The sequence below is a fragment of the Flavobacterium frigoritolerans genome, assembly GCF_025847275.1.
Taxonomy (GTDB): domain Bacteria; phylum Bacteroidota; class Bacteroidia; order Flavobacteriales; family Flavobacteriaceae; genus Flavobacterium; species Flavobacterium frigoritolerans.
In genome coordinates this window covers 1-21,561 of sequence record NZ_JAOZEV010000020.1, presented here as the reverse complement: position 1 = coordinate 21,561, position 21,561 = coordinate 1, and the positions used below count along the sequence as shown (strand labels likewise).

The 21,561-nt window shown below is 31.2% G+C and carries 18 protein-coding genes and 1 pseudogene; 12 read left to right on the top strand and 7 right to left on the bottom strand.

Annotation, left to right across the window (positions count from 1 at the left end):
• Window positions 1–166: 166 nt before the first annotated feature.
• On the bottom strand, window positions 167–871 hold the full coding sequence (locus OIU80_RS18715) for a hypothetical protein (RefSeq protein ID WP_264288497.1): 705 nt from the start codon (window positions 869–871) through the stop codon (window positions 167–169).
• Between the two features lie 97 nt (window positions 872–968).
• Window positions 969–1,577 (bottom strand): Crp/Fnr family transcriptional regulator, encoded by a 609-nt coding sequence (locus tag OIU80_RS18710; RefSeq protein WP_264288496.1) that lies wholly within the window; start codon window positions 1,575–1,577, stop codon window positions 969–971.
• A gap of 248 nt (window positions 1,578–1,825) precedes the next feature.
• Between OIU80_RS18710 and OIU80_RS18705 the strand changes: the two genes are divergently transcribed.
• The 3 genes from OIU80_RS18705 (at window position 1,826) to OIU80_RS18695 (ending at window position 4,633) form a co-directional block, all read left to right on the top strand.
• Entirely contained in the window at window positions 1,826–2,170 is a 345-nt protein-coding gene (locus OIU80_RS18705; RefSeq protein ID WP_264288495.1) for a hypothetical protein, read from the top strand.
• 79 nt (window positions 2,171–2,249) lie between these two features.
• Window positions 2,250–3,665, top strand: a complete 1,416-nt coding sequence (locus OIU80_RS18700) for an aminotransferase-like domain-containing protein (RefSeq protein WP_264288494.1) — start codon at window positions 2,250–2,252, stop codon at window positions 3,663–3,665.
• Window positions 3,666–4,042: 377 nt separating this feature from the next.
• Entirely contained in the window at window positions 4,043–4,633 is a 591-nt protein-coding gene (locus OIU80_RS18695; protein WP_264288493.1) for an HD domain-containing protein, read from the top strand.
• Between the two features lie 199 nt (window positions 4,634–4,832).
• Here the strand turns inward: OIU80_RS18695 and OIU80_RS18690 are convergent, their stop codons facing one another.
• The 5 genes from OIU80_RS18690 to OIU80_RS18670 all read right to left on the bottom strand — a co-directional run bounded on the left by OIU80_RS18690 (window position 4,833) and on the right by OIU80_RS18670 (window position 11,615).
• Window positions 4,833–5,498 (bottom strand): porin family protein, encoded by a 666-nt coding sequence (locus OIU80_RS18690; protein WP_264288492.1) that lies wholly within the window; start codon window positions 5,496–5,498, stop codon window positions 4,833–4,835.
• A gap of 15 nt (window positions 5,499–5,513) precedes the next feature.
• Entirely contained in the window at window positions 5,514–6,806 is a 1,293-nt protein-coding gene (locus OIU80_RS18685) for a TolC family protein (protein WP_264288491.1), read from the bottom strand.
• An 11-nt stretch (window positions 6,807–6,817) separates the two neighbouring features.
• Window positions 6,818–9,931 carry an efflux RND transporter permease subunit gene (locus OIU80_RS18680; protein WP_264288490.1) on the bottom strand — a complete coding sequence of 1,038 codons (3,114 nt, stop codon included), beginning with the start codon at window positions 9,929–9,931 and terminating at the stop codon, window positions 6,818–6,820.
• A 145-nt stretch (window positions 9,932–10,076) separates the two neighbouring features.
• Window positions 10,077–11,249, bottom strand: coding sequence for an efflux RND transporter periplasmic adaptor subunit (locus OIU80_RS18675; protein ID WP_264288489.1), 1,173 nt, complete (start codon window positions 11,247–11,249; stop codon window positions 10,077–10,079).
• Window positions 11,250–11,261: 12 nt separating this feature from the next.
• Window positions 11,262–11,615 (bottom strand): cation transporting ATPase C-terminal domain-containing protein, encoded by a 354-nt coding sequence (locus OIU80_RS18670; protein ID WP_404827385.1) that lies wholly within the window; start codon window positions 11,613–11,615, stop codon window positions 11,262–11,264.
• 729 nt (window positions 11,616–12,344) lie between these two features.
• Between OIU80_RS18670 and OIU80_RS18665 the strand changes: the two genes are divergently transcribed.
• The 9 genes and pseudogenes from OIU80_RS18665 to OIU80_RS18625 all read left to right on the top strand — a co-directional run.
• The gene (locus tag OIU80_RS18665; RefSeq protein ID WP_264288487.1) at window positions 12,345–12,734 is read left to right on the top strand and encodes a hypothetical protein; all 390 of its coding nucleotides are present in this window, start codon (window positions 12,345–12,347) and stop codon (window positions 12,732–12,734) included.
• 5 nt (window positions 12,735–12,739) lie between these two features.
• Window positions 12,740–12,931, top strand: a complete 192-nt coding sequence (locus OIU80_RS18660) for a hypothetical protein (protein WP_264288486.1) — start codon at window positions 12,740–12,742, stop codon at window positions 12,929–12,931.
• 125 nt (window positions 12,932–13,056) lie between these two features.
• Entirely contained in the window at window positions 13,057–13,404 is a 348-nt protein-coding gene (locus OIU80_RS18655) for a hypothetical protein (RefSeq protein ID WP_264288485.1), read from the top strand.
• A gap of 459 nt (window positions 13,405–13,863) precedes the next feature.
• Window positions 13,864–15,333, top strand: coding sequence for a helix-turn-helix domain-containing protein (locus OIU80_RS18650; RefSeq protein WP_264288484.1), 1,470 nt, complete (start codon window positions 13,864–13,866; stop codon window positions 15,331–15,333).
• Between the two features lie 17 nt (window positions 15,334–15,350).
• The gene (locus OIU80_RS18645; RefSeq protein ID WP_264288483.1) at window positions 15,351–16,820 is read left to right on the top strand and encodes a hypothetical protein; all 1,470 of its coding nucleotides are present in this window, start codon (window positions 15,351–15,353) and stop codon (window positions 16,818–16,820) included.
• A 724-nt stretch (window positions 16,821–17,544) separates the two neighbouring features.
• Window positions 17,545–17,934, top strand: a complete 390-nt coding sequence (locus tag OIU80_RS18640; protein ID WP_264288482.1) for a hypothetical protein — start codon at window positions 17,545–17,547, stop codon at window positions 17,932–17,934.
• Between the two features lie 55 nt (window positions 17,935–17,989).
• The gene (locus OIU80_RS18635; RefSeq protein ID WP_264288481.1) at window positions 17,990–18,847 is read left to right on the top strand and encodes a hypothetical protein; all 858 of its coding nucleotides are present in this window, start codon (window positions 17,990–17,992) and stop codon (window positions 18,845–18,847) included.
• Between the two features lie 521 nt (window positions 18,848–19,368).
• Window positions 19,369–19,830 carry a hypothetical protein gene (locus tag OIU80_RS18630; protein WP_264288480.1) on the top strand — a complete coding sequence of 154 codons (462 nt, stop codon included), beginning with the start codon at window positions 19,369–19,371 and terminating at the stop codon, window positions 19,828–19,830.
• A 1,151-nt stretch (window positions 19,831–20,981) separates the two neighbouring features.
• Window positions 20,982–21,561: pseudogene (locus tag OIU80_RS18625) on the top strand (hypothetical protein); the annotation flags it as partial.

Here is a 21,561-nt window from a genome sequence, read left to right as displayed (position 1 = left end):
AGGAAATAGATTTCTTTCACATATATCTGGCTATGTGCATTTCGAATAAGTGAAACGCTTACTATTAGCTAAAATGAGCTGTTATAAATAATTAGACTAACCACTTAGTAATAGCTCTAAAATAAATTAAAAATTCTGTATCTTTTTTAGCGTTGTACGATACATATTATTTTGTCTTAATTATTTTTAGCTCTTTAAAATAACCTATTGTACCAACATCTACCCAAAGACCAATGCCGCTGCCATTAAAATCTCCTAACATTTCATTTACAATAAACGAAGGGTGTTTTTGTCCGTTTAGATACAGTATTGCTTTTTTATCTTTGACTTCTATTTTTATAGTTATCCATTCGTTTAAATCAATATTGGCATACGTTTCGTATTGACCTTTGTATTCCTCTTTTCTGAGTTTAGCAAATTTATAGTTTGGGTAAGCATAGTATTGTACAGTATGATTTCTTTCTAATTGGTTTTCTGATCTTCCTGCTTTAGGTCTTAAATAAATTGACTGGTAGGCACTATTATCTTTATTAACTCTAAAAGCAAGCCCTATAAAACCTTTTGAAAATTTAAAAGGCAAAGGATCTTGTAATTGGCTCAAAACTTTAATTTCAATTATACCATTTTCAAATTCTACATTCTTTAGTTTAAGAAATGTAGGTTCATCAACAGTTTTTTCTAAATGGTTTATATCGAATGGAACTTTTGTTAGATCACGTTCAATTTTTAGAACTTTTTCGCCATTTAAAAAGGTAGTCGAAGCAATTACGTTTGAAAGTTCAAACTCTTTACCATCGTAGTTTATGGTTTGTGCATCGCTATATATAATAGATAAAGTGGAAAGTAAAATTGTTACACCAAACTTTTTCATGTCTTTTAGATTTATTAGTTAAATTTTGAAAAGGCAAAGTTCAGGTATGAAGGAGCGTTTACCAATGAACTAGATCAAGAAATAGTATTGATCTGGTTTAAGTATTTGATTTGTTTAAACGGCTACGTAAGCGACTAACAAACTCTGGAGTAATACCTAAAAAGGCAGCAATCTGGTTTTGAGGCAGGCGGTTTGCTAAATGAGAGTATGTTTCTAGAAATGAATTATAGCGGTCTTCTGCTGTAGAACTGATATTTTGGAGCAAGCGTTTTTGTAATGATACATAGTTATTTTCTATTAATACACGGAAGATAAGATTGAATTTTGGAGCCTGAACATAAAGTGTTGTTAAGTCATTATAGCTGATATGTAAAACCAATGTATTTTCTAAAGCATCGATGTTCATTTCTGAGGGCGTAGCAGAATAGAAACTTCCGATGTTGCTCATCCACCAGTTTTCTGCTGCAAAATGAATAATATGAATACTACCTTTGTTATCTACTTTATACATACGAAGGCATCCATGTACTACAAAATACATATGTGTACTTATATCTCCTTCTTGTAATACATATTGTTTTTTTTGGTAGAATCTTGATTGGAATTTTTCTGAAACAAGCGCTTTTTCTTTTTGGCTAAGTGGTATGATATTTTCAAAATAAGCAATAAGAGATGCTTTACTAGCTATTTCCTGATCTTCAATCATATTAAAGTTTTTTACAAAATTAATAAATATTTTGAGCGGGAATAAGTAAGTCAAAATTTTAAAATACGAGATTATATTCTTGTACTAATAATTACAGGTATTATTTTTTGTCTTACTAATTACCTCCAAAATAAATTAAAATTTCTGTGTCCTTAATAAAACGTATTTCTGTATCTGTGTCTTTTTTGCGTTGTAATTTACATTTGCCATGTAGCAAATTGTGAATGATAACAAAAACAAAGCAAGTTATGAATATTAAATACAGATCAGTTTACTTATCAGATCTTAAGAAGATTGTAGACTTATATACACAGCAAGACAGTTTCAGAATAAATGCATTGACACCAGATTTTGGTCTCCCTTTGGATATTATGATGGCGGACAATGATAAAATACTAGCCTGTTCTTTTATTTTGTTTAATGAATCGGATGAAGTTACTTATAGAGTACTCTCAGACAAAGCAAGTGTCTCTGAAGATATGGTTGCCGATTTATTACTTTTTACTCAAAAGGATAAAATGAAGCATCCTACCAATGAAAACTTAAAAAACTCAATCTCTAGGTTGACAAATTGGATAAATCATTCCGTTTAATAAATTCTAAAATTTAGAATAATAATTTAGGATACAGATTTGTATTCCGTAATTTTACATGGCACAGAAATTTTTATAAATGAGTAGGGAAGTTTTATATCATAAAATTGCGAAAATAATCGAGGCACAAATTCTTTCAGGAACATTAAGAATTGGCGATAAACTACCATCATTGCGATCTGTACAAAAGATTCACGGTATTAGTCTTAATACAGCCAAGCAGACTTTCTTAGAGTTAGAAAGTAAATCTCTTATTGAATCGAGAGCGAGATCAGGTTATTATGTAAGTATATCTAGCCAAAGAAAGCTGGCGCTGCCATCGATTAGTAAACCAGACTTGACCGCAAAAGAAAAAAATCCGGATGAATTAATCAATAAAATATATGAATCCTTAAACAGGAAAGATATCAGACAGTTTTCTTTAGGAATTCCTGATGATAGTTTGCTGCCTATTGCTAAATTAAACAAAAGTGTTATTAAAATTACCCGAGATCTTGGTAATAAGGGTGTGGAAATTGAACCCGCTCAGGGAAATGAAAACTTTAGAAGAAGTATTGCAAAATGGGCATTAGTATTAGAAGGGAAATTAACTGGTGACGATTTTGTGACGACTCCCGGAACAATGAATGCGATATTTAATTGCTTAACGGCTGTTACTAAAAGCGGAGATACAATAGCAGTAGAAAGTCCTGTGTATTTTGGAATTTTGCAATTAGCAAAATCAATGGGACTAAATGTAATTGAACTGCCTACTGATCCTGTATTTGGCGTAGATATAGATGCATTAAAAAAAATCATACACAAGGTAAATGCAGTTTGTTTGGTTAGTAATTTCAATAATCCGATGGGCAGTTTAATGCCCGATACTACTAAAAGGAGATTGGTAGAAATGCTTACTTTTTATAATGTTCCGTTAATAGAGGATGATTTATTTGGGAATCTTTATTTTGGTGCTTCAAGACCTAAGCCATGTAAGGTATATGACGAAGCTGGAATTGTGATGTGGTGCGGCGGAATTTCTAAAACCTTAGCTCCTGGTTATCGAATAGGATGGGTAGCTCCTGGAAAATTTAAAAATAAAATCATATCGCAAAAATTACTGCAAACAGTATCGATGCCTTCTTTATATCAGGAAGTTATAGCCGATTTTATGGAATTTGGGGGATATGACCAGCATCTGAGGAAACTACGGCAGACTTTACACACCAATTGCCTAAAATATCAGTGTACTATTGAGGATCATTTTCCTGCAAATACCAAAATATCACAACCGCAAGGAGGCTTTTTTTTGTGGTTGGAGTTGGACGAAAGGATTGATACAGCAGAGTTATATGATCTTGCAATAGAACAAAAATTAAGTTTTGCACCTGGACGAATGTTTACACAGCACGATCAATTCAATAATTGTATGCGATTAAATTTTGCATTACAGTGGGATGATAATCTTGAAAATGACTTAAGAAGATTAGGTCAGTTTTTTAAAAAAGCATTGTGAGTATTAAACTTTTGTTTAGAAGCCAAGTAAGTCGAAAGTTTAATAATATTAATTTAAACCCGTTGGGTGCAATTACTTCGTCTATTCGCTTAGCTTGAGTCGCAAAATTTCATTTAAACACATAGAAACATAGATTTCGTTTGTATAAAAAGAAAACAAAAAGAAATACATTTCCTTTACAAAGCTAGCTATGTGCATTTAAAACAAGTGTAACGCCTTTTTTGAGCGTGCAAAATGTTTAAATTAATTACACCCAACGGGTTAATTTAAATAATTACATTGCTATATTTTTATCTAATCCCGATAGCTATTGGGATTAAATGTGACATTATATGGAAGTTATTATTAGTGCATGAAATAATATAAAAATACAAAATATGTTATCTGAGAAATTATTAAAGCAAATTGATTTTATAAAAGAGATTGATAAAATCAAATACATTCAAAGGAAAACGAAACTTTTTAATAGCGATAGAAATGAAAACGATGCAGAACACAGTTGGCATCTGGCTGTTATGGCAATAGTTTTGGCAGAACATTCTGATTCTGATATCGATGTTTTGAAAGTGGTTAAAATGGTATTGATTCACGATGTTGTCGAAATTGATGCAGGGGATACTTTTATTTACGATACTCAAAAAAATCACTCTAATACAGATGAGGAACGTTTGGCAGCTAATAGGATTTTTGGTTTGCTGCCTCAGGAGCAGGCGGAGGAGTTTATTAAAATTTGGGAAGAATTTGAAGCAGGTGAAACGAATGAAGCAAAATTTGCCAAAGCAATGGATAGACTGGAACCGTTGCTACAAAATACGTCAAATAATGGTGGAACCTGGAGTGAATTTGGAGTGACTTATGACAAAGTTTATGAGAAAAAAATAGCTATTAAAGAAGGTTCAAGCAGCATTTGGAATTATGCCGAAAAGTTAATTGATGATAGTGTTCAAAAAGGAATCTTAAAGAAATAAGTAAGAACGAATTATCTAATTTTAATATTTGTTCTTTACGCTCGGTTTTTACTACCTCAACTGATGTAATGTAGAGTTGAGGTAGTAATGATATTAGTATTGAAAAAATAGAGTATATACTATTATTTAACCCGTAGCGCATAATTACAGCGTTTAGATTAGGGCATTTTTTATCTAATAAATAGTAAGGACAATCAAATTACTTTTTATTGAATTTATAACCTATTGTTACAAAAAAGCTTTCATTGTATATTTTCCATTGGTGTTTACTTTCGGAATTTTCTAATATTGGGACCAAGCCTCTAATGTATCTTGCGCCTATGTTTATACCATTTGGTAGAGCATAATTTAAACCCGCTACAAATCCGGCATCCATTTTTTGACTATAATCGCCTGAAGCTTGTCCTGTTCCGTAAATTGTTTTGTCGGTGTATGCATTTCCTTCTCCGTCTTTGCGTTGTACCGAAGCGTTTAATAAAAAACCTAAATAAGGTCCTGTATATACCTCAAACCCTTTGTAATAAAGAGCAGGGCTGACAGGAAATAGATCAATATACTGGCGTTTAAATTTACTGTCGAATACTGAATTTATTTCATCATCAATTCTGATTGTTGTAACTCGTTGGCTATAAAAAAGCTCGTGTTTTAAACCAAAGTAATTTGATGTTTTATTATCGAGTGTAACCCCGATCGCATATCCGGTTGCTCTTTTGGCAGATCCATCACGAGATAGATTATCAATATCTTCTCCTTTTAATGATGACCAGTTTGCACCAGCACTTATGCCAAATGTGAAGCTTTCTTGTTGCGCACTAATTTTTAATATAAAAAAGAGCATGATGCAGATTGTATATGTATTTTTCATTTTATCATTATTATTTTAAAAGTTAATATCCCAAATACCTGCTGATTTTTCTAGTTCAACTAGTGCGGTAGCATAATTGTATAGGGTTTCATAATAATTAAGTTGTGTTTCATTATAGGTTCGTTGTGCATTTAAAACTTCGAATAAACTAGTTTCTCCGCGTTTATAGCTATATACTTTTCCATCAAGAAGTTTTTGTGCATCGGCTAGCAAGCCTGTATTAAACTGGCGCACTTGTTTTTGTGTTGTGAGATAATTAAAGTATGCTTTTCTTACTTCTATCTGAATTTGTAATTCTGTTTGTTTGTACAAAACATCAGCTTGTTGCAGACTAAATTCAGCGGCTTTTAACTCTCCTTTATATCGATTTGAAAATTTTAAAGGTATTGTAATGCCTGCCGAAACAGCGTTTGATGATGGAGTAGGTGCTACTGCATTACTCACTATCGATGCGCTTTCTACACCTAAACTTAATCCCAGATCGATTACTCTATTTGCTTTGGCTAATTTTAAAAGATCCTGAGATACATTTTTGTTTTTAAGTGCAGCCAGTAAATCGGCTCGATTGTTTTCGGCAGCAGTAATTAGCTCATTTAAATCAAATAAACGGTCAAAATTCCCTAAGTCTCCAGATGGCGAATACAATGTATCTGCTTTTTGATTGCCTACCATAGTTCCTAGTTCTAATAGGGCAGTTTTCCAATCGGCTTCACTTTGGTACACTTCATTGAGCATTGAGTTGGCTTCTAACTTACTCTGGCGGGCATCAATTTCGGCTATATTGCCCAATTTATACTGAATGCTATCTGCAGCAGCTATGTTTTTAAGAATAGTGTAGGAGTTTAATTGTACTTTGAAGATGTCCTTTTGCTTTAAGCTGGTTAAATAGTTTAAAGTTGCCTCTGCACGCAGGTTGCGAAAATAATCTTCTAATAATGCTTTTGTGAGTTCGTTTGTGCTTTTAGCTACATTTATTCGGGCTTTACGCTTTCCGCCAAGTTCTAATGTCCAACTTACTTCTGACGAAAAACCATATCCCATTTGCATTCTTCGCTGTCCATTATCGCTAGCTCCTATAGCAAGTTCTGGATCTGGAAAAACTTTTGCAGCTTCTATATCTGCTTCGGCTATGTTTACATTAAATTTTTCGGCTGCATATCCTAAATTGTTTTTATTTACTAATGATAAAAAATGAGTATAGTTCATTTTTACTTGCGTAAATGTGGTGTCTATCTGAGCATTTGATACTACTGAAATATGCAGCAGTATCAAAAGTAGTATCCATTTATATTTTATGTTTTTAATCATAATGCATCGTTTTATTGATTATCGATTTCTTCTTGTAGTGCTTCGTTTTCGTTTCCAAATTTTTTCTCCATCAGGTAATAAAGAGAAGGCAAAGCAAATAGTGTTAGAATGGTAGAGAACAGCAACCCATATACAATTACTGTTGCCAAAGGCCGCTGTACATCGCTTCCTATGCCTGTTGCTAACGAGGCGGGTAATAATCCTAGGACAGCAACAGTTGCTGTCATTAATACGGGTCTAAAGCGTTGTTTTGCGCCATTTGTTACAGCGTCAAGTAAACCCATTCCTCTTTTGCGAAGCTGATTAATGTGCGAAATCATAATAACTCCATTTTGTATAGCAACTCCAAACAAGGCAATAAAACCTACTGCAGAGGATACGTTAAGTGTCATTCCTCGAACATTAAGCGCCAGCATTCCTCCAAATAAGGCCAGTGGAACGATACTCATTAGCAATCCAGCCTGACGGAATTTTCCGAATGCACCATATAATAGTACAAACATTAATGATAATGCTAGTGGCACAATAATAGCTAAATGGCTGTATGCTCGTTCTTGATTTTCAAATTGTCCGCCCCATTTTATTTTATACTTTTCGTGGTCGTATTTTACTTTTTCTTCAATTTTTGATTGTGCTTCTGCTAGGAAAGAACCTAAATCGGCACCTCTTAGGTTTAATCGAACCGTAAGATGGCGTTTGTTCATTTCTCTTGCAATGGTACTTTCTCCTGTATTAGGCTTAATATCGCATACTTGTGACAATGGAATTTTAATTCCCTCGGAATTTGTCAGCATTAGATTTCCTATTTTTTCCAGACTATTGCGGCTTTCTTCATTGTATCTCGTTATGATATCATAGACTTTATTTTCTACAAATATTTGAGATACTGCTTTTCCACCCATTGCTACTTCTATTAATTCAGATACATCATCTACGTTCAGTCCATACTGAGCAATTTTTTGACGATCGGCAATAACTTGTATTTGTGGTAATGGCGGTTCTTGATCAATGGCTAAGTCAACTGCACCTTTTACGTTTTCTAATGTTTTAATGATATCTTTGGCTATTCTTCGGGTTTCTTTAAAATCGCTTCCATAAATTTTTACAACCAATTCGCTATGTGCTCCTGATATTTTATCCATTACACCATCAATCATTGGTTGAGTAAATCCTACGTTGTAGCCTGGCATACTAGCGTATTCTTCTCCGAGTTCTTTAATTAGATCGGCTTTAGTTTTTCCCCATTTCCATTGGCTATAAGGCTTTAAACCAATGCTACATTCGTAATGTGATGGTGTCCAAGCATCAGTTCCGTCATCATTGCGTCCTGCTTGTACCATCATATAAGTTACCTCGTCGTGTTTTAATGTTCGATGACGAAGTGTATCGCTCATTTCTTTTGATTTTTCTAAAGTTATACCCGGCGGTAATGATACTTGTAGCCAGATTGAACCTTCATCGAGTGGAGGTAAAAAATCTTTTCCTACCATGGCAGTTAGTATAAATGCAAAGCTTAGTACAGCAACTAATGGTGCTATTACTTTTTTAGGAGCCTTCATTATCTTTAGGATGCTGTTATGATACGAATTGGTTAGTTTATCCAACCATTTATTATGATACATTTTTTGTGGCTTGCGATAAATAAAATAGGCCAATCCCGGAATAAGTAATAAGGCAACCGATAATGCTCCCAATAACGCATAACCAACTGTAAAAGCCATTGGTGTAAAAAGTTTTTTCTCTACACGCTCAAAAGCAAATAATGGCAAGTAAGCAATTATGATAATTAGTGTTGCAAAGAATATAGGTCGTGCTACGCTTTTTGCTTTCTCTGCTACACTTTGTTCTGTAAGCTCGACATCTTCATTATCTTCACGTTTTTTCAAGATGGTTTCCATCATTACGATTGCTCCATCTACAATTATTCCAAAATCAATTGCTCCCAATGAAAGTAAATTGGCGGGGATATTAGTAAGCTTCATTAAAATAAAGGCAATTAAAAGCGAAATAGGAATTGTAATTGCTACTAATAATGCGCCTCTCCAACTTCCTAGAAAAACAATTAATACAATAATTACCAGTGCCATTCCTTCTAGTAAAGTATGTGATACGGTAGTAAGAGTGGTATCGACTAAATCGGTTCTGTCTAAAAAAGTATGAATCTGAACTCCTTCTGGCAGGTAATTTTTATTTAAATCAGCTACAGCTTCATTTACTCCATTTAATACTACTGATGGATTTTCGTTTTTTAGCAAAAGCACAATACCTTGAATATTATCTGAATAATCTGCTCCTCGTTTGTCCGAATATCCCAAAGCCCCTTTGCGCTCAAGGTTTCCATATTTTAATTTCCCAAGATCGTTTAGATAAATTGGAACTCCGTTTACCGATTTAACTACAATACGTCCGATATCATCCAGATTTTTTACTAAACCAATTCCACGTACTACATACGCCTGATCTCCACGATCGATGACACTTCCTCCAACATTAGCATTGTTTTTCTCGATAGTTTCGGTTACTTCGCTTAATGACAAACCATATTGTTCTATTTTTCGAGGGTCAAGTTCTACCTGATATTGTGTTGTAATACCTCCAAAGTTGGTTACATCGGCAACTCCTGCAATTTGTTTTATCCTTGGGATAATGGTATATTCTTGTAATTCACTTAAGGCTCTTAAGTCATGGTTTTTACTTTCGATGATATAGCGATAAATTTCGCCAGTAGGAGAGGTAAGCGGATCTAAACCCGGGATTGCTCCATATGGTAATTCAACATCATTTAAGCGTTCCTGAATTCTTGCTCGGGCAAAATAATCATCGACACCATCATCAAAAACAATAGTTACCATAGATAGTCCAAAGGTGCTTTTACTTCGCATTACGTGCATACCTGGTAAACCATTTATAGCACGCTCTATCGGAATAGTAATTTGTTGTTCTATCTCTTCGGCAGCTAAACCTGAGACTTGCGTTACTACTTGCGAGGTTACATCGCCAATGTCTGGATAGGCTTCTACCGAAAGTTTTGTCCATGAATAATAACCAAATACTGAAAGAAGTAAGAATAACGTCAGTATTAACCAGCGTTTTGCTATTGTTGTTTGAAATATATTTTTTTTCATTTTTTTTCTTGTTAAGGTTCAAAGATGCTGAGTTTTAAAGGCTCAAAGAGACAAAGGTTCAAAGGTTTTAATTGCGACAGCTTACTTGTACTGAGAACTATTTTGTTTCAGGTTTCAACTGTGACTGTAAACTTGTACTGAGAACTTACTTCGCTTCAAGCAGATAAAAAGCTCCTTCGCTTATGATTATTTCATTTGGTTTTAATCCAGAGAGTATTGCTATTTTTCCGTTGCTTGTAATTCCAGTTTCTACATAACGTCTTATATATTTTCCTTTTTCTAGTTGAACAAGTACAAAACTTCTGTCGTTATATTGTAAGACAGCTTTGGCAGGAACAAACAGTGTATTTTCGGGAGTGTCTATAAACTTTACAGTAACATACATACCAGATTTAAGAGCATGATCTTCATTAGCACATTCTATTAATACTTGTACGCTTCGAGTAGCTTCATCAACTATTTCATCAACATGGAAAATTTTTCCAATAATTTTTTTATCGGGATATGAGGCTACCTGAATTTCGGCACCATCTAATTTTTTAATAAAACGAATGTCTTTTTCCTTTACTTGTCCTGCAATCCAAACCTTTTTTAAATTGGCAACTATGGCTTTAGGAGAATCATCATCTTTGATATATTGTCCCAAGACAATTTCATTTGTTATTACTTCTCCGGCAATAGGAGAGGAGATAATAAGTGGTTGACCAAAAACAAGTTTGTTTACATTTACTCCAAATATTTTTAAGCTTGCAATTGCATTTTGGTATTCTTTTTCGTTGATTTCAAAGTTGGTTTCTGCTTCTTCCAGATCTTTTTGAGATCCTACGCCATTAGTTTTTAAATCCTGCTGGCGTTTAAGCGAAAGTTTAGCTATTTGAAAAGTTGATTTTGCCTGAAAGAAGTTTTTTTGCGCATCAATAAAATCAGGTGAAACCATTTCAAAAAGGGGTGTTCCTACCTGAGTTTTCATTCCTAGTTTTAAATGTACTTTGGTAACTCTTCCAGAAAATGGTGGAGCAATTTCGGCATAAAAGTTAGGAATAGCTTTTACTGTACCTGCTGTTATTAGTTCTAATTGAAACGGTTCATTTGTAACCGCTTGTATTTTTAATTTCGGAGAAATTGTAGATGTTGCAGGAACTGTAATTGTATCATTCTGTAAAGTATAATTTTGTTTATCTGCAGTTTCTTCTTTACCACGGCAAGCTGTTAAGGCTATTGCAGTAATTAGCGTTAATAAAAGGTTTTTGTATTGAGTTTTTTGATTAGAGATTCTTGGTGTCAGGAATCTGTAACTGTTTTTAGTATTTAGTATCATGTTGTTTTAGTATTATAACCATTGATTAAATCTTTTAATAAACCACGTTTTAACGTATTGTGTTAATAAGCAATAGCAAGTGAGTATTCCAAATAACCAAGGAAAATAACTCAAAGGAAGCGGTTGCAATTTTAACATCGGTGCCAATGGCGAGAACGGAATAGCGATGTTTACGAGCATTATTATTGTTGTTAATGCCAATACAGGAGCTATTGCCCAACTTTGTACGAATGGAATTTTTTTAGTACGTATCATATGTATAATTAATGTTTGAGAAAGTAAGCCTTCTATAAACCAGCCTGTTTGAAAGGACGATTGCAGCTCTGGGCTATTCGCTTTGAAATAGAAAATATCACTCCCCGTAATTTGAATTGATTGGTAAACAATTAATTCTTAACCATGGCGCAAAATTAGTCTGGCTCTCTAGAATAAGCCATTAGAGATGTTTTAGAAAAAAATTAGAATTTTATTAGAAACGAGATGAATTGATTTTTGAGTTCATTGTGAGTTTATAGAAAAGGTTCAAAGGTTCTGAGGCTAAATATTATTTCTTTACGCTTTTGCGTACTATTTATTTAAATCAGCTTAATTAGCGTACTATTTAGTTTTATTAGGTTAAGATGTATAAAACTTTGTGAAGCTGAAGTTGGATTTTTTACAGAGGAGCTAAGTCGTTAAGTTTGGTGTTTAACTTCTTTGCATTCTCTTTGTCGATTTACATCTTTATCAATCTAGAATATTGGAAATCAAAAATGATAAATAAACGAAGAGTTTCTTAAATCTTAATAGAGCCTTTGGATCATAAAAATGAGTAAATAATTTTTTGTTTTTAAAAAGGAAGTAGAAAAGTTGAAAAAATGAAGACTATTCTCCTTTAAGTGTTAACGAGGTCATAAAATAAAAGGGTTTTATTTCTTTTGAGTAGATGTGTGTAGTGTATAATTGTTAATTAATGTAGGGATTACGGTAATTTTGCAGCCTGTAGTTAGGAGATAGCATAAATTTATCTGTTTTTTTAAATAGTGCTACAATTGTTTTATCCCCCAAATGATTTACTCTTTTAAAGACTAAGTTGTTGATTTTAATTTTAAATTCATGAAAAAATATATTTTGCTCTTTGCTCTTGCCTTTGTTTTTATAGGTTACAGCTCCTATGCTCAAATAGCAATAGGAACAAAAACTGCAGAGAAGTCATCGGCTTTAGATGTTAGATTTCCTAATAAAGGGGTTTTGCTCTCCCGAGTGTCGCTTACAGGAACTATAGATGATAAGGACATTGTATTCAAACGCAACAAAGTACAGATAGGTAGGCTGGCTCAAACGAATATTTCATTTGGAGAGCTGGCTTTACAAAATGTAAGAACAGGAATTGAGGATTTTGGAAATAGTATCTATGGAGTTAATATAAATAGGTCAGGAGTGACTTCAAGTATTGGAATTAAGTACACAGCGATGCTGGAATTGTACAAGAAGATCATAGTATAGATAAAATGCTCTCTGTACGTTATATCTATTTAATTGCTCCAATGATTAAAGCCATGCAGGAACTGTCTGAGCATAACAATAAATTAGAAAAGGAAAACAAACAGCAAAAAGATAAAATAGAACAATTTCAACTTGAATTAAAAGAAATAAAAGGTTGGATTGAACAAATAAAAGAATCGAGTAAACAAAATAATTAGCATTACTAGGTTAATGAAATTAAGTTAATCTGGTAGAATTACTTTGCCTGTTTGCTTTGATAATGTTAAGAGTAAAGGAAGTTAAGTTAATTAATAAACAATGGTTTATATAAAAAATGGAGCAAATGGATAAGAAAAAAAAGGGATTGATATACGATAGCCAAAAATGTTTTTCAAGGTTTTTGAAATATGAGTTTAAAGAACATTTTTCATTCGATGTCTATAAAAATTTTAAAAACTTCGATGATGAATTGGATAAATATGCTTTTATGCTATTTGTGGTTTATTCAGATCAAGAGTTAGTCGATTTATTACGAATATACAGAAGAGGAGTTCCATTGATAGTTTCGACATTAAACAAGGATATTAAATTAAATTTGGAAAAAATAGAGGATATATTATTATTTGATTCATCGAAAATAAAATCTGAAATGAGAACTGAATTGAAGTTCTTTATTAATACAGTCATCTAAAATAAGTATATCTATATGAAATAAATTATTATATATTGTTGTAAATTAATTATTTATAAGTGTGTTAGATGAAATGATATTTGTAAATTTATTACGGAAATTAAGAATCAAAAAAGCTGTTTTATACCCTATTATGGCTTTTTTTTGGTTTTTAAAGGTTATTTTTTCTTAAAAAAAAACAAACATAATACCTATATGAAATGTTATTAATTATATTTGCCACAAATATTTTTAAGAATCTCAACCTCCAATTTTGAGATTATTTTTATTAGATTATGATTTGTAATAAAACAGAAAAATAAGCTATTACAATTTTTTATTTTCAGTTTATAGACTGAAATAAAATAATATTAACATTTCTCTTAAAATAAAGAAAAGTACGGTTAAAGGATGACATAAGTTAGCTTTTAAAGCCATGTTTGTGTCTTTTTCTAAGAACTAATTTAACTAATTAAATTTATGAAAAGAGTATTACTTTTCATTTTATTGTGTACATATAATATTGTCATTTCTCAAAATAATGTCAGTAAAATTGATAGTTTACTCCATCATGCAATCAATATAGAGAATGATTTCCCCCTTGAATCTCAATTAGAAGCAATAAAGGTTATTTCTTTAGCTAAAGAACTCGATTATAAAAATGGAGTTATATTGGCAGAGATTTTTTTGAGTGAGAGTTATACAAGGAGTAAAGACAATAAACTGGCTTTGTATTATGCCACGCAGGCTGATAAAATAATAACAAACTCAGAACCATATTTAAAATCAAAGGCATTACGTTTGAGAGGTGTAAGCCTTGCCAGACTTGGTTTTTACAATGATGCTTCCAAGTTATTAAAGGAATCTATTGTATATGCCAAAAAAATTAAAGATGAAAATGACCGGAATAGAAGCCTAGGTTTTATTTATGGTAATATTGCTCTGAATCATGAAGAAAATGAAATAGATGAAGCTTCTGTTGGGTACTACTACAGAAAAAGCTACCTCTTTTTTGAAAACATAGATGAAGATAATCCTCATAAAAGTAGATGCATGGCTTTTGCGAATGTTATTCTAGGGTCTTTTTATCTTAAAAAACATGAATTCGGAAAAGCAGAACTCTATTTAAAAAGCGCAGCACGACTTTCTAAAGAACTTAAATTAGATTTTATAACCATTGAAGCTGTTTCTGGTTTGGGGTCTTTGAGTTTTTATGGAGGTAACTATAATGATGCAAAAAAGTACTTTCAAGAAGCATTGCTACTAGCAAAAGAAAATGGAAGAATATTTTATATAAATGATCTCTATTATAATCTTTCTAGAACTTACAATGTTTTAAAAATTCAGGACAGTACTAAGTACTATAGGTATAAGTATATTACACTAAATGATAGTCTTGCTAAACTCCATAAAGAAGCAATATATACTTCGCTCAAAATATTTTTAGAGGAGAAAGATGAAAAAATGACAACTAATGTAGAGGTAATAATTACATTATTGTCTTTACTTTTTATAATTATTATAATCACTTTTGTTTACATCAAAGAATATAGAAAAAGATTTGTAAAGGTAAAAAAAGAAAGTAATTATGTTGATAATCAGTTAGAAAGGAAAATTGAGCTAATAGAAAAATTAACAAGTAAAAAAACAAATAAAGAAGTAGAAGGAGCAGATTTAAAACTTCTGGTGATGGAAGGGAGTCCACTCTTTTTTGCGAAATTTAAAGAAATGTATCCAGAGTATATAGACAAGATAATTAAAATTACACCAACAATAGTTTCAAGTGAATTACGATTTTGTGCATTATTAAAATTAGGTTTCTCAACAAATGAAATTGCTATTTACACAAAAAGCACTATCAGAGCTGTTCAGTCTAAAAGATACAGACTCCGAAAAAAACTAAATGTACCTCCAGATGTGGATTTATATGATTGGTTAATAAATATATAATTTTACAAAAACTAAATATGAGTAAAAGACTTTTTTTACAAATACTAATTCTATTTGTAATAGTAAAAGGTTACGGCCAACAGTATACAGAAAAACAAATTGACAGTATATTGAGTAACATAGTAAAAATGGCAGATAGCATCCCTAACAAAGCTATAGAAAGCAGTCTGAAAAGTTATAAATATTCCGAAATTATAGATTATAAAAAAGGAATGGCAATAAGCGCAATGCTTGCTGGAAAAAATCTTTACGATACTAATCAGTATGATAAATCACTGGAACAGATTAAAAAATCAGAACAGTTTGCTTCTGAAATAAAAGATTATGAGTTGCTCTCAGAAGCATATCGTATAAAAGGAATTAGTTATATAGGTCTTGGGCTTTATGGACAAGGATTTATTGAGTTAAAAAAAGGACTGAAAGCAACCTCTAAAATAGCAACGATAGATGCCACTTTTAAGCAAAAAGGATTGATTTACAACGATATTGCGGTAGGGTATGATAGAAGCGGTGAAGTACTAGACTCTATAAAAAAATATTTTATATTGAGTTACGATCAATTCAATAAAATAGAAGATCAAAAAGTTAAAAATGTTAATTTATCTCTGGCAAGTGCTAATGTAGGAGCTTGTTTTTTAGCACAAAAACAATACAATACTGCAAGAGCCTATTTGATTAAGGCTGTCAAACTTGCAGAAAAAGAAAATTATAACTCTGTTAAATTATATGCTTATCTTGATTTAGGTAACCTGGAATTTGAAAGAAAACAGTTTGATAAAACAATAAGTTATTACCAAAAAGCACTTTATTTAGCCAAAAAGCTTAAAAAAAGAGAAATACAACGAGATGTTTATCTCAACCTTTCAAAGGCATATGATGAACTAGGTGATAAAGTAAAGGAAGAGATGTATTCCGATAAATATTTTTCTCTTAACGATAGTTTACAAAAAAAACAGCAGAAGGCTGTAGTTAAAACAGTTAAAAAACTTATTAAAGAAGAATATTCTACAGTTGAAAAAATTAGAAATACTGGAGCTGTTGCTATTATTGTAAGTGCTTTGTTTACAGTTACTTTTCTGTTTTTTGCAATACGATTGTATAAAAGGAAGAAAAAAGAGAAAAGAAAAGTTGCTGAAAAAAAGCAAAGACTGGAAAATAAAAAAGAGATACTTGAAAAAGTAATACTCTTAAATGGAACCAGCTTGGATGAAGTTTTGAAATTAGCAAAAGATAACGACCCGATGTTTTTATCTAAGTTTGAAGCCAGCCATCCTGATTTTTATAATAAAATACTCCAAGAGGTTTCATCTCTATCCAAAACGGAATTAATTGTATGCGCTTTCTTAAAATTGGGTTTCCCTGTTAAAGATATTGCTTTATATACAAATGTTACTGTCCGATCTGTTGAAGCAAGAATTTATAGAATAAGAAAAAAAGCAAATCTTGAAGCGAAAAATGATATTAGTATCTGGATTGCGGGTTTATAAGATTTAATATTCCCATTAAAGCATAATACTAAATGCGTTAAATATCTTTTCTCCTATATCAGCAAAGGTTGATAAAAGAATAATTTACTGTAGAGGTATCCTTATTATAAGCAATAAGGATACCTTTTTTTTTGCCTTTATTTTCAATATTAGTTGTTGTTAATCTATATTTCTACTCTTTGAAAAACAGAACCTACGCGTTTACTACTTACTATTATAAAATGTACTTTCTTTTATGTCTTTTTTAGGTATAAAAAAGAGATTAATGTATTGATTTTTAATTGTTTATGATTTTTTTAATTGTTGAGTAGATAAGTGTAGCGTAGTGAGTGTCTTTTTCTAAAAAAAATGCTTCAATTTGCTAAAGTTAAGATGTTTGATCAAGCTATTCTATGATTTTTATAAATCACAATGCTGTTTGTTTTAAGTGCATTAATTAATGTACGTAACTGGCAAGATAATATGTTGTGTTTAGATTACTATTTATAGATTATCCTGAGATTATTGTTATTATTTATAGTTAGTGACAAAAAAGGGGGGAGAGCTTTGGTTAGCTGTCATTCCCCCTTTTGAAACAACATCGATTTAAGAAGAAATTTATACTGAATTAAAACGATTTTTAAGCGTTTATCAGAATTGTTGGGGGACAAACTGATAGATTAAAGAGACTGTTATGGGAGCAGTCTCTGCTTAAAATCATTCTTCACTTACTAATTAAGGTATCATGATAAATATAGATGTAAAACATATTGCCATATCCGTAATGCTATTTGTTTCCATGAAAGAAATTTTTAATGGAATCGATATCATAAACTTAGATGGCGGCTTGGTAAATATCTTTTTGGAATGGGGGTTTTCTACAAAAGGGGTAATATCATTAGGCATAATTACAATTATGGGTGGTGTATTACTGTTGATTCCTTACACATTCGTTTGGGCTAATTGCTTAATCGCATCAAAATCCTTTTTAGTAGTCTTTCTGTATTTATTGGATAGCAATATAAAAGCAGCCTTTTGGGAGTTTCCATTATTGTTTTTGATAGTAGTTATGATATACTTTAAATACCCTTTTTCTAAGCAGTATAAAATTATAAAAATTTTAAGTTGTAGCTAAATCATGCCAGATAATGGTTTGATTGCAATAGACTGTATTTTAATTAAGTGAAAATATGAATAATGAACATTTACTTGCTATGCTAGGTAGTGCACCTTTAGGTTTTGGAGTTGATAAAACTAGAGCATGGCTTAAAGATATTCCTGAAATAAAAAGCTTTGCGGAAATTGAGAGTGTTTTCTTAAGTAGAGATTTGTCTTCTAAAGAAGCCAGAGCACTTGTATTACTATTACAAAGAAAATATATTGACAGTGCCGATGAAGTAGGTCTATCTGATAGTTATTATAATCCGAGTATTAAATATGATAAAATATTTGACATATATAATGGTCTCTCTATTTTTGGAGATACAACTAACAGCATCTTAGATTTTTCACGACTTGACAAAAAGCTACTAAAAGTAAAAGTATGCGCCGCAAAAAAGGCACATAAAATTGTTTTACCTAAAAATATAGCATTTGAGGCATTGGATATAAGTTATACGCCTAAATTAACTCATATTGAAAATATTGGACGTATTGCGGGTATGAAATCTTTATCATTTGATAAATGCAAAGGTTTCCTGGATTTTAAGTTTGTAGAAAAACTAAATAATTTGCGCATACTTGAAATTTCAGGTAATGAAAACTTACCAGAGCTCGATTTTTTTACTGAAAAGAGTAATATAAGTATATTGCATTTAGTTGAAACAAATGCAATTAAGTTAAAAAATACTATAGATAATTTATCTAAGTTGAAAAAATTAAAGCATTTAAGTATTACTGCAAATCCAAAGGAATTAAAAGAACTTAGAGAACAACTTCCTGCATGTGCTATTAATAATGGGCCGTCATTAAACGAATTATTAAAAAGTAAATTAAAAATAAAGGCAATTTCTAGCAATGATCTTGACGATTTACCCTATTACGACTGAAGACTAGTACTTGTTTAAAGTTGTTTTTTAGATTTTGAACACATTGAAAAATTAAAATATTTGTAGATACTTAGTATTTCTGACAATGAAAAAAATGTCTAGATACTTAATTTCTTTAAGTAAAGTAGAAATATCACCATTTTTATGGATGTAAAAGTCATAGGTAGAATAGAAAGTAAACATAGCGGTAATATCTAAAAAAAATAGATCTAAGTATTATTAATTGTCTCAATGTTACTATAGAAGTTGCAATAAGGGGAAATTGCAAATTTTAGCTAGTATTGATGTTGATTGTATTGGATGGATGAAATTTAGATTCACTTTTCTGCTTTTAGTAGTATGGCAATTAGGAATACTTACATCGCAAACAATCCTTTTGCCTTCTGAAAGGCTAAAGATTAGTCTCGATTTACTTAAGAATAGTACTTCATTAAAAGAAAAGAGCAATACAGTTAATTATGGTTGCAGAAAGTTATTATGATAGAAATGGAAGTGAATAAAGATTAAAATTTCAACAATATATGATGAATCAAATGATGTTTATTTTGGGAGTATTGTTAGCTATAGTAGTGCTGAGTGTAATTACAGGATTTGTGTTGTTTCAATATTATAAAGAACAACAGAAACTAGATCAAGGTAAGTTTAATGAAAAAGAAGGATTATTGGTAGAGTGGTTAGTAGAAAGAAAACATGATGCCGATAGTCTTTTTCAGCTTGTGAAAAATAATGATTTAGGTGATTTAGCAAGCAAAATGAAGTTGTTATATCCTGATTTTGCCAAAAAGCTTGCAGTGTATTTGCCGAATGCTACTGCAGAAGAACTTATATTATCGGTATTAGTTCGCATGAATTTTACCAATAAGGAGATTGCAGAAGTTTTAGATATGTCATTATGCTTTGTAGAGTCAATAAAATATAGGTTAAGAAAAAAAATCAATCTATTGCCAGAGGAAGATATGAACTTATGGATGATTAACCTCTAAAATAAATTGTATAAAAAGAGTTTTATTTGAGTTTTTTAAAATAATAAATGGAGCTCAGAACAAAATAAAGAAGTAATGAGGGGCTTTTATATTAGCTTATTTCCTGTTTTAATTATTGTTATGTTTTTTTTTGGACGATTTAAACTATCAAAAATTACTCAAGTATTACTCTTTTTTAATAACGCTTTCTTTTAGTGTTAATTCAGCATGATCTTGCTAAGAATCTTTTAATCTTATTCCTTTTCCGAAACAGCTTAATAGTAAAGATAAGTACCATTATTGTAATTAGTTTTTATTAAGATTTTAATTGGTATTCAAGTTCAAAGTATTTGCCTTTTTTTATCAAAGACTGTAATTGTAAGATTTGTAGATGGAGGGTATATGGAATGAAGAAAAGTGCTTTTTATAAATAGCTATTCTATTTAGTATTGATTTTATTTTGATGATTATTTTTAAAGTTGTGTTTTTTTTCTTGTTTTGGGACTATACTTTGAATTTAACTATTGTTTAGTTTTTTATATTTCTATATATAGCCTTTTTAAGGCTACGCAATTTCACTCATTAGTAATATTTATACCGTGCTATTGCCTTTAATTACAGGTGGTTAGTTTTTTTTAATGACTGAGTAGATGTGCGTAGCTGTTTTCTTTATTTTAAGCTTTTTTAGTGCCTTCTTTGCAGAATCTAGTTTGTGTTAAAATTGCATTTATAATAGTAAACTATAAATATTGAATCAATATAATCATTTTTAAAACTGACGCCCCAGTCTTAAAGTTTTATTTATTCTTGTTGTAGATGAGTTGTATCCTATTAGTATCGTAGGTAACCATTTACACAAGCTCCATGGTTTTATACTAAGTTTCATTAGTTATTTTTTGCTTAAAACTGAAATAAGATAATTTCAGTTTTAAGCACATTTATGGATATGTTTTTTTAAATAACAAAATTGGATTGTAAAATGGCAACTAATAATGTAGCTACATTTTATAGCAATATGGAATATTATTATAGTTAGTTGTAATACTCTATCTAAATTTTGATAGCGTATTATTAAATAATAGTTGCTCAATTTTTGAGCGCTTCCATGTGATATTGTTCACAAATAATCTAACAAATTACATTTAGTTTTTATTAATTTTTAATGAACATTTATGAAAAATCAATTACTCTCCTTATTTCTTATTTTGGGAGGATTTACCGCTTATGGGCAGGTAGGTGTGGGAACCCCTTTGCCCAATAGCTCGTCACAGTTAGATGTGGTGGCCTCAGATAAAGGGATCTTAATTCCTAGAGTAGAACTTAAAGCCACAAATCTTATGAACCCTATTGTAAATAGCGGTTCATTACCTTCAAGTCTTTTGGTTTTTAACGAGGCAGTTGCAGGTACAGCTCCATTTAATGTTGAACCTGGTTATTACTATTGGTTTGATAATAAATGGAACAGAATAGTTGTTTCAGATGAAATTACATCATCTGAGGGAACGGTTATTTTTAATCCAAATACAAATGTATTTACTTATATAGATCAAAGTGGCAATCCGCAAACAATCAATATTCAGGATATAGTTGGGGCAAATGAAACCTTGACAAGTTTAGATTACGATAAGGATAGAAATACCTTGACGTATAAAGCTGAAAGTGGACCTGATAAAGTGTTTAATTTAAAGGATTTAGTTGGGGCAGCAACGAGCGTGAATAACACATTAGATGGCTCAAAATTAACTACTACAG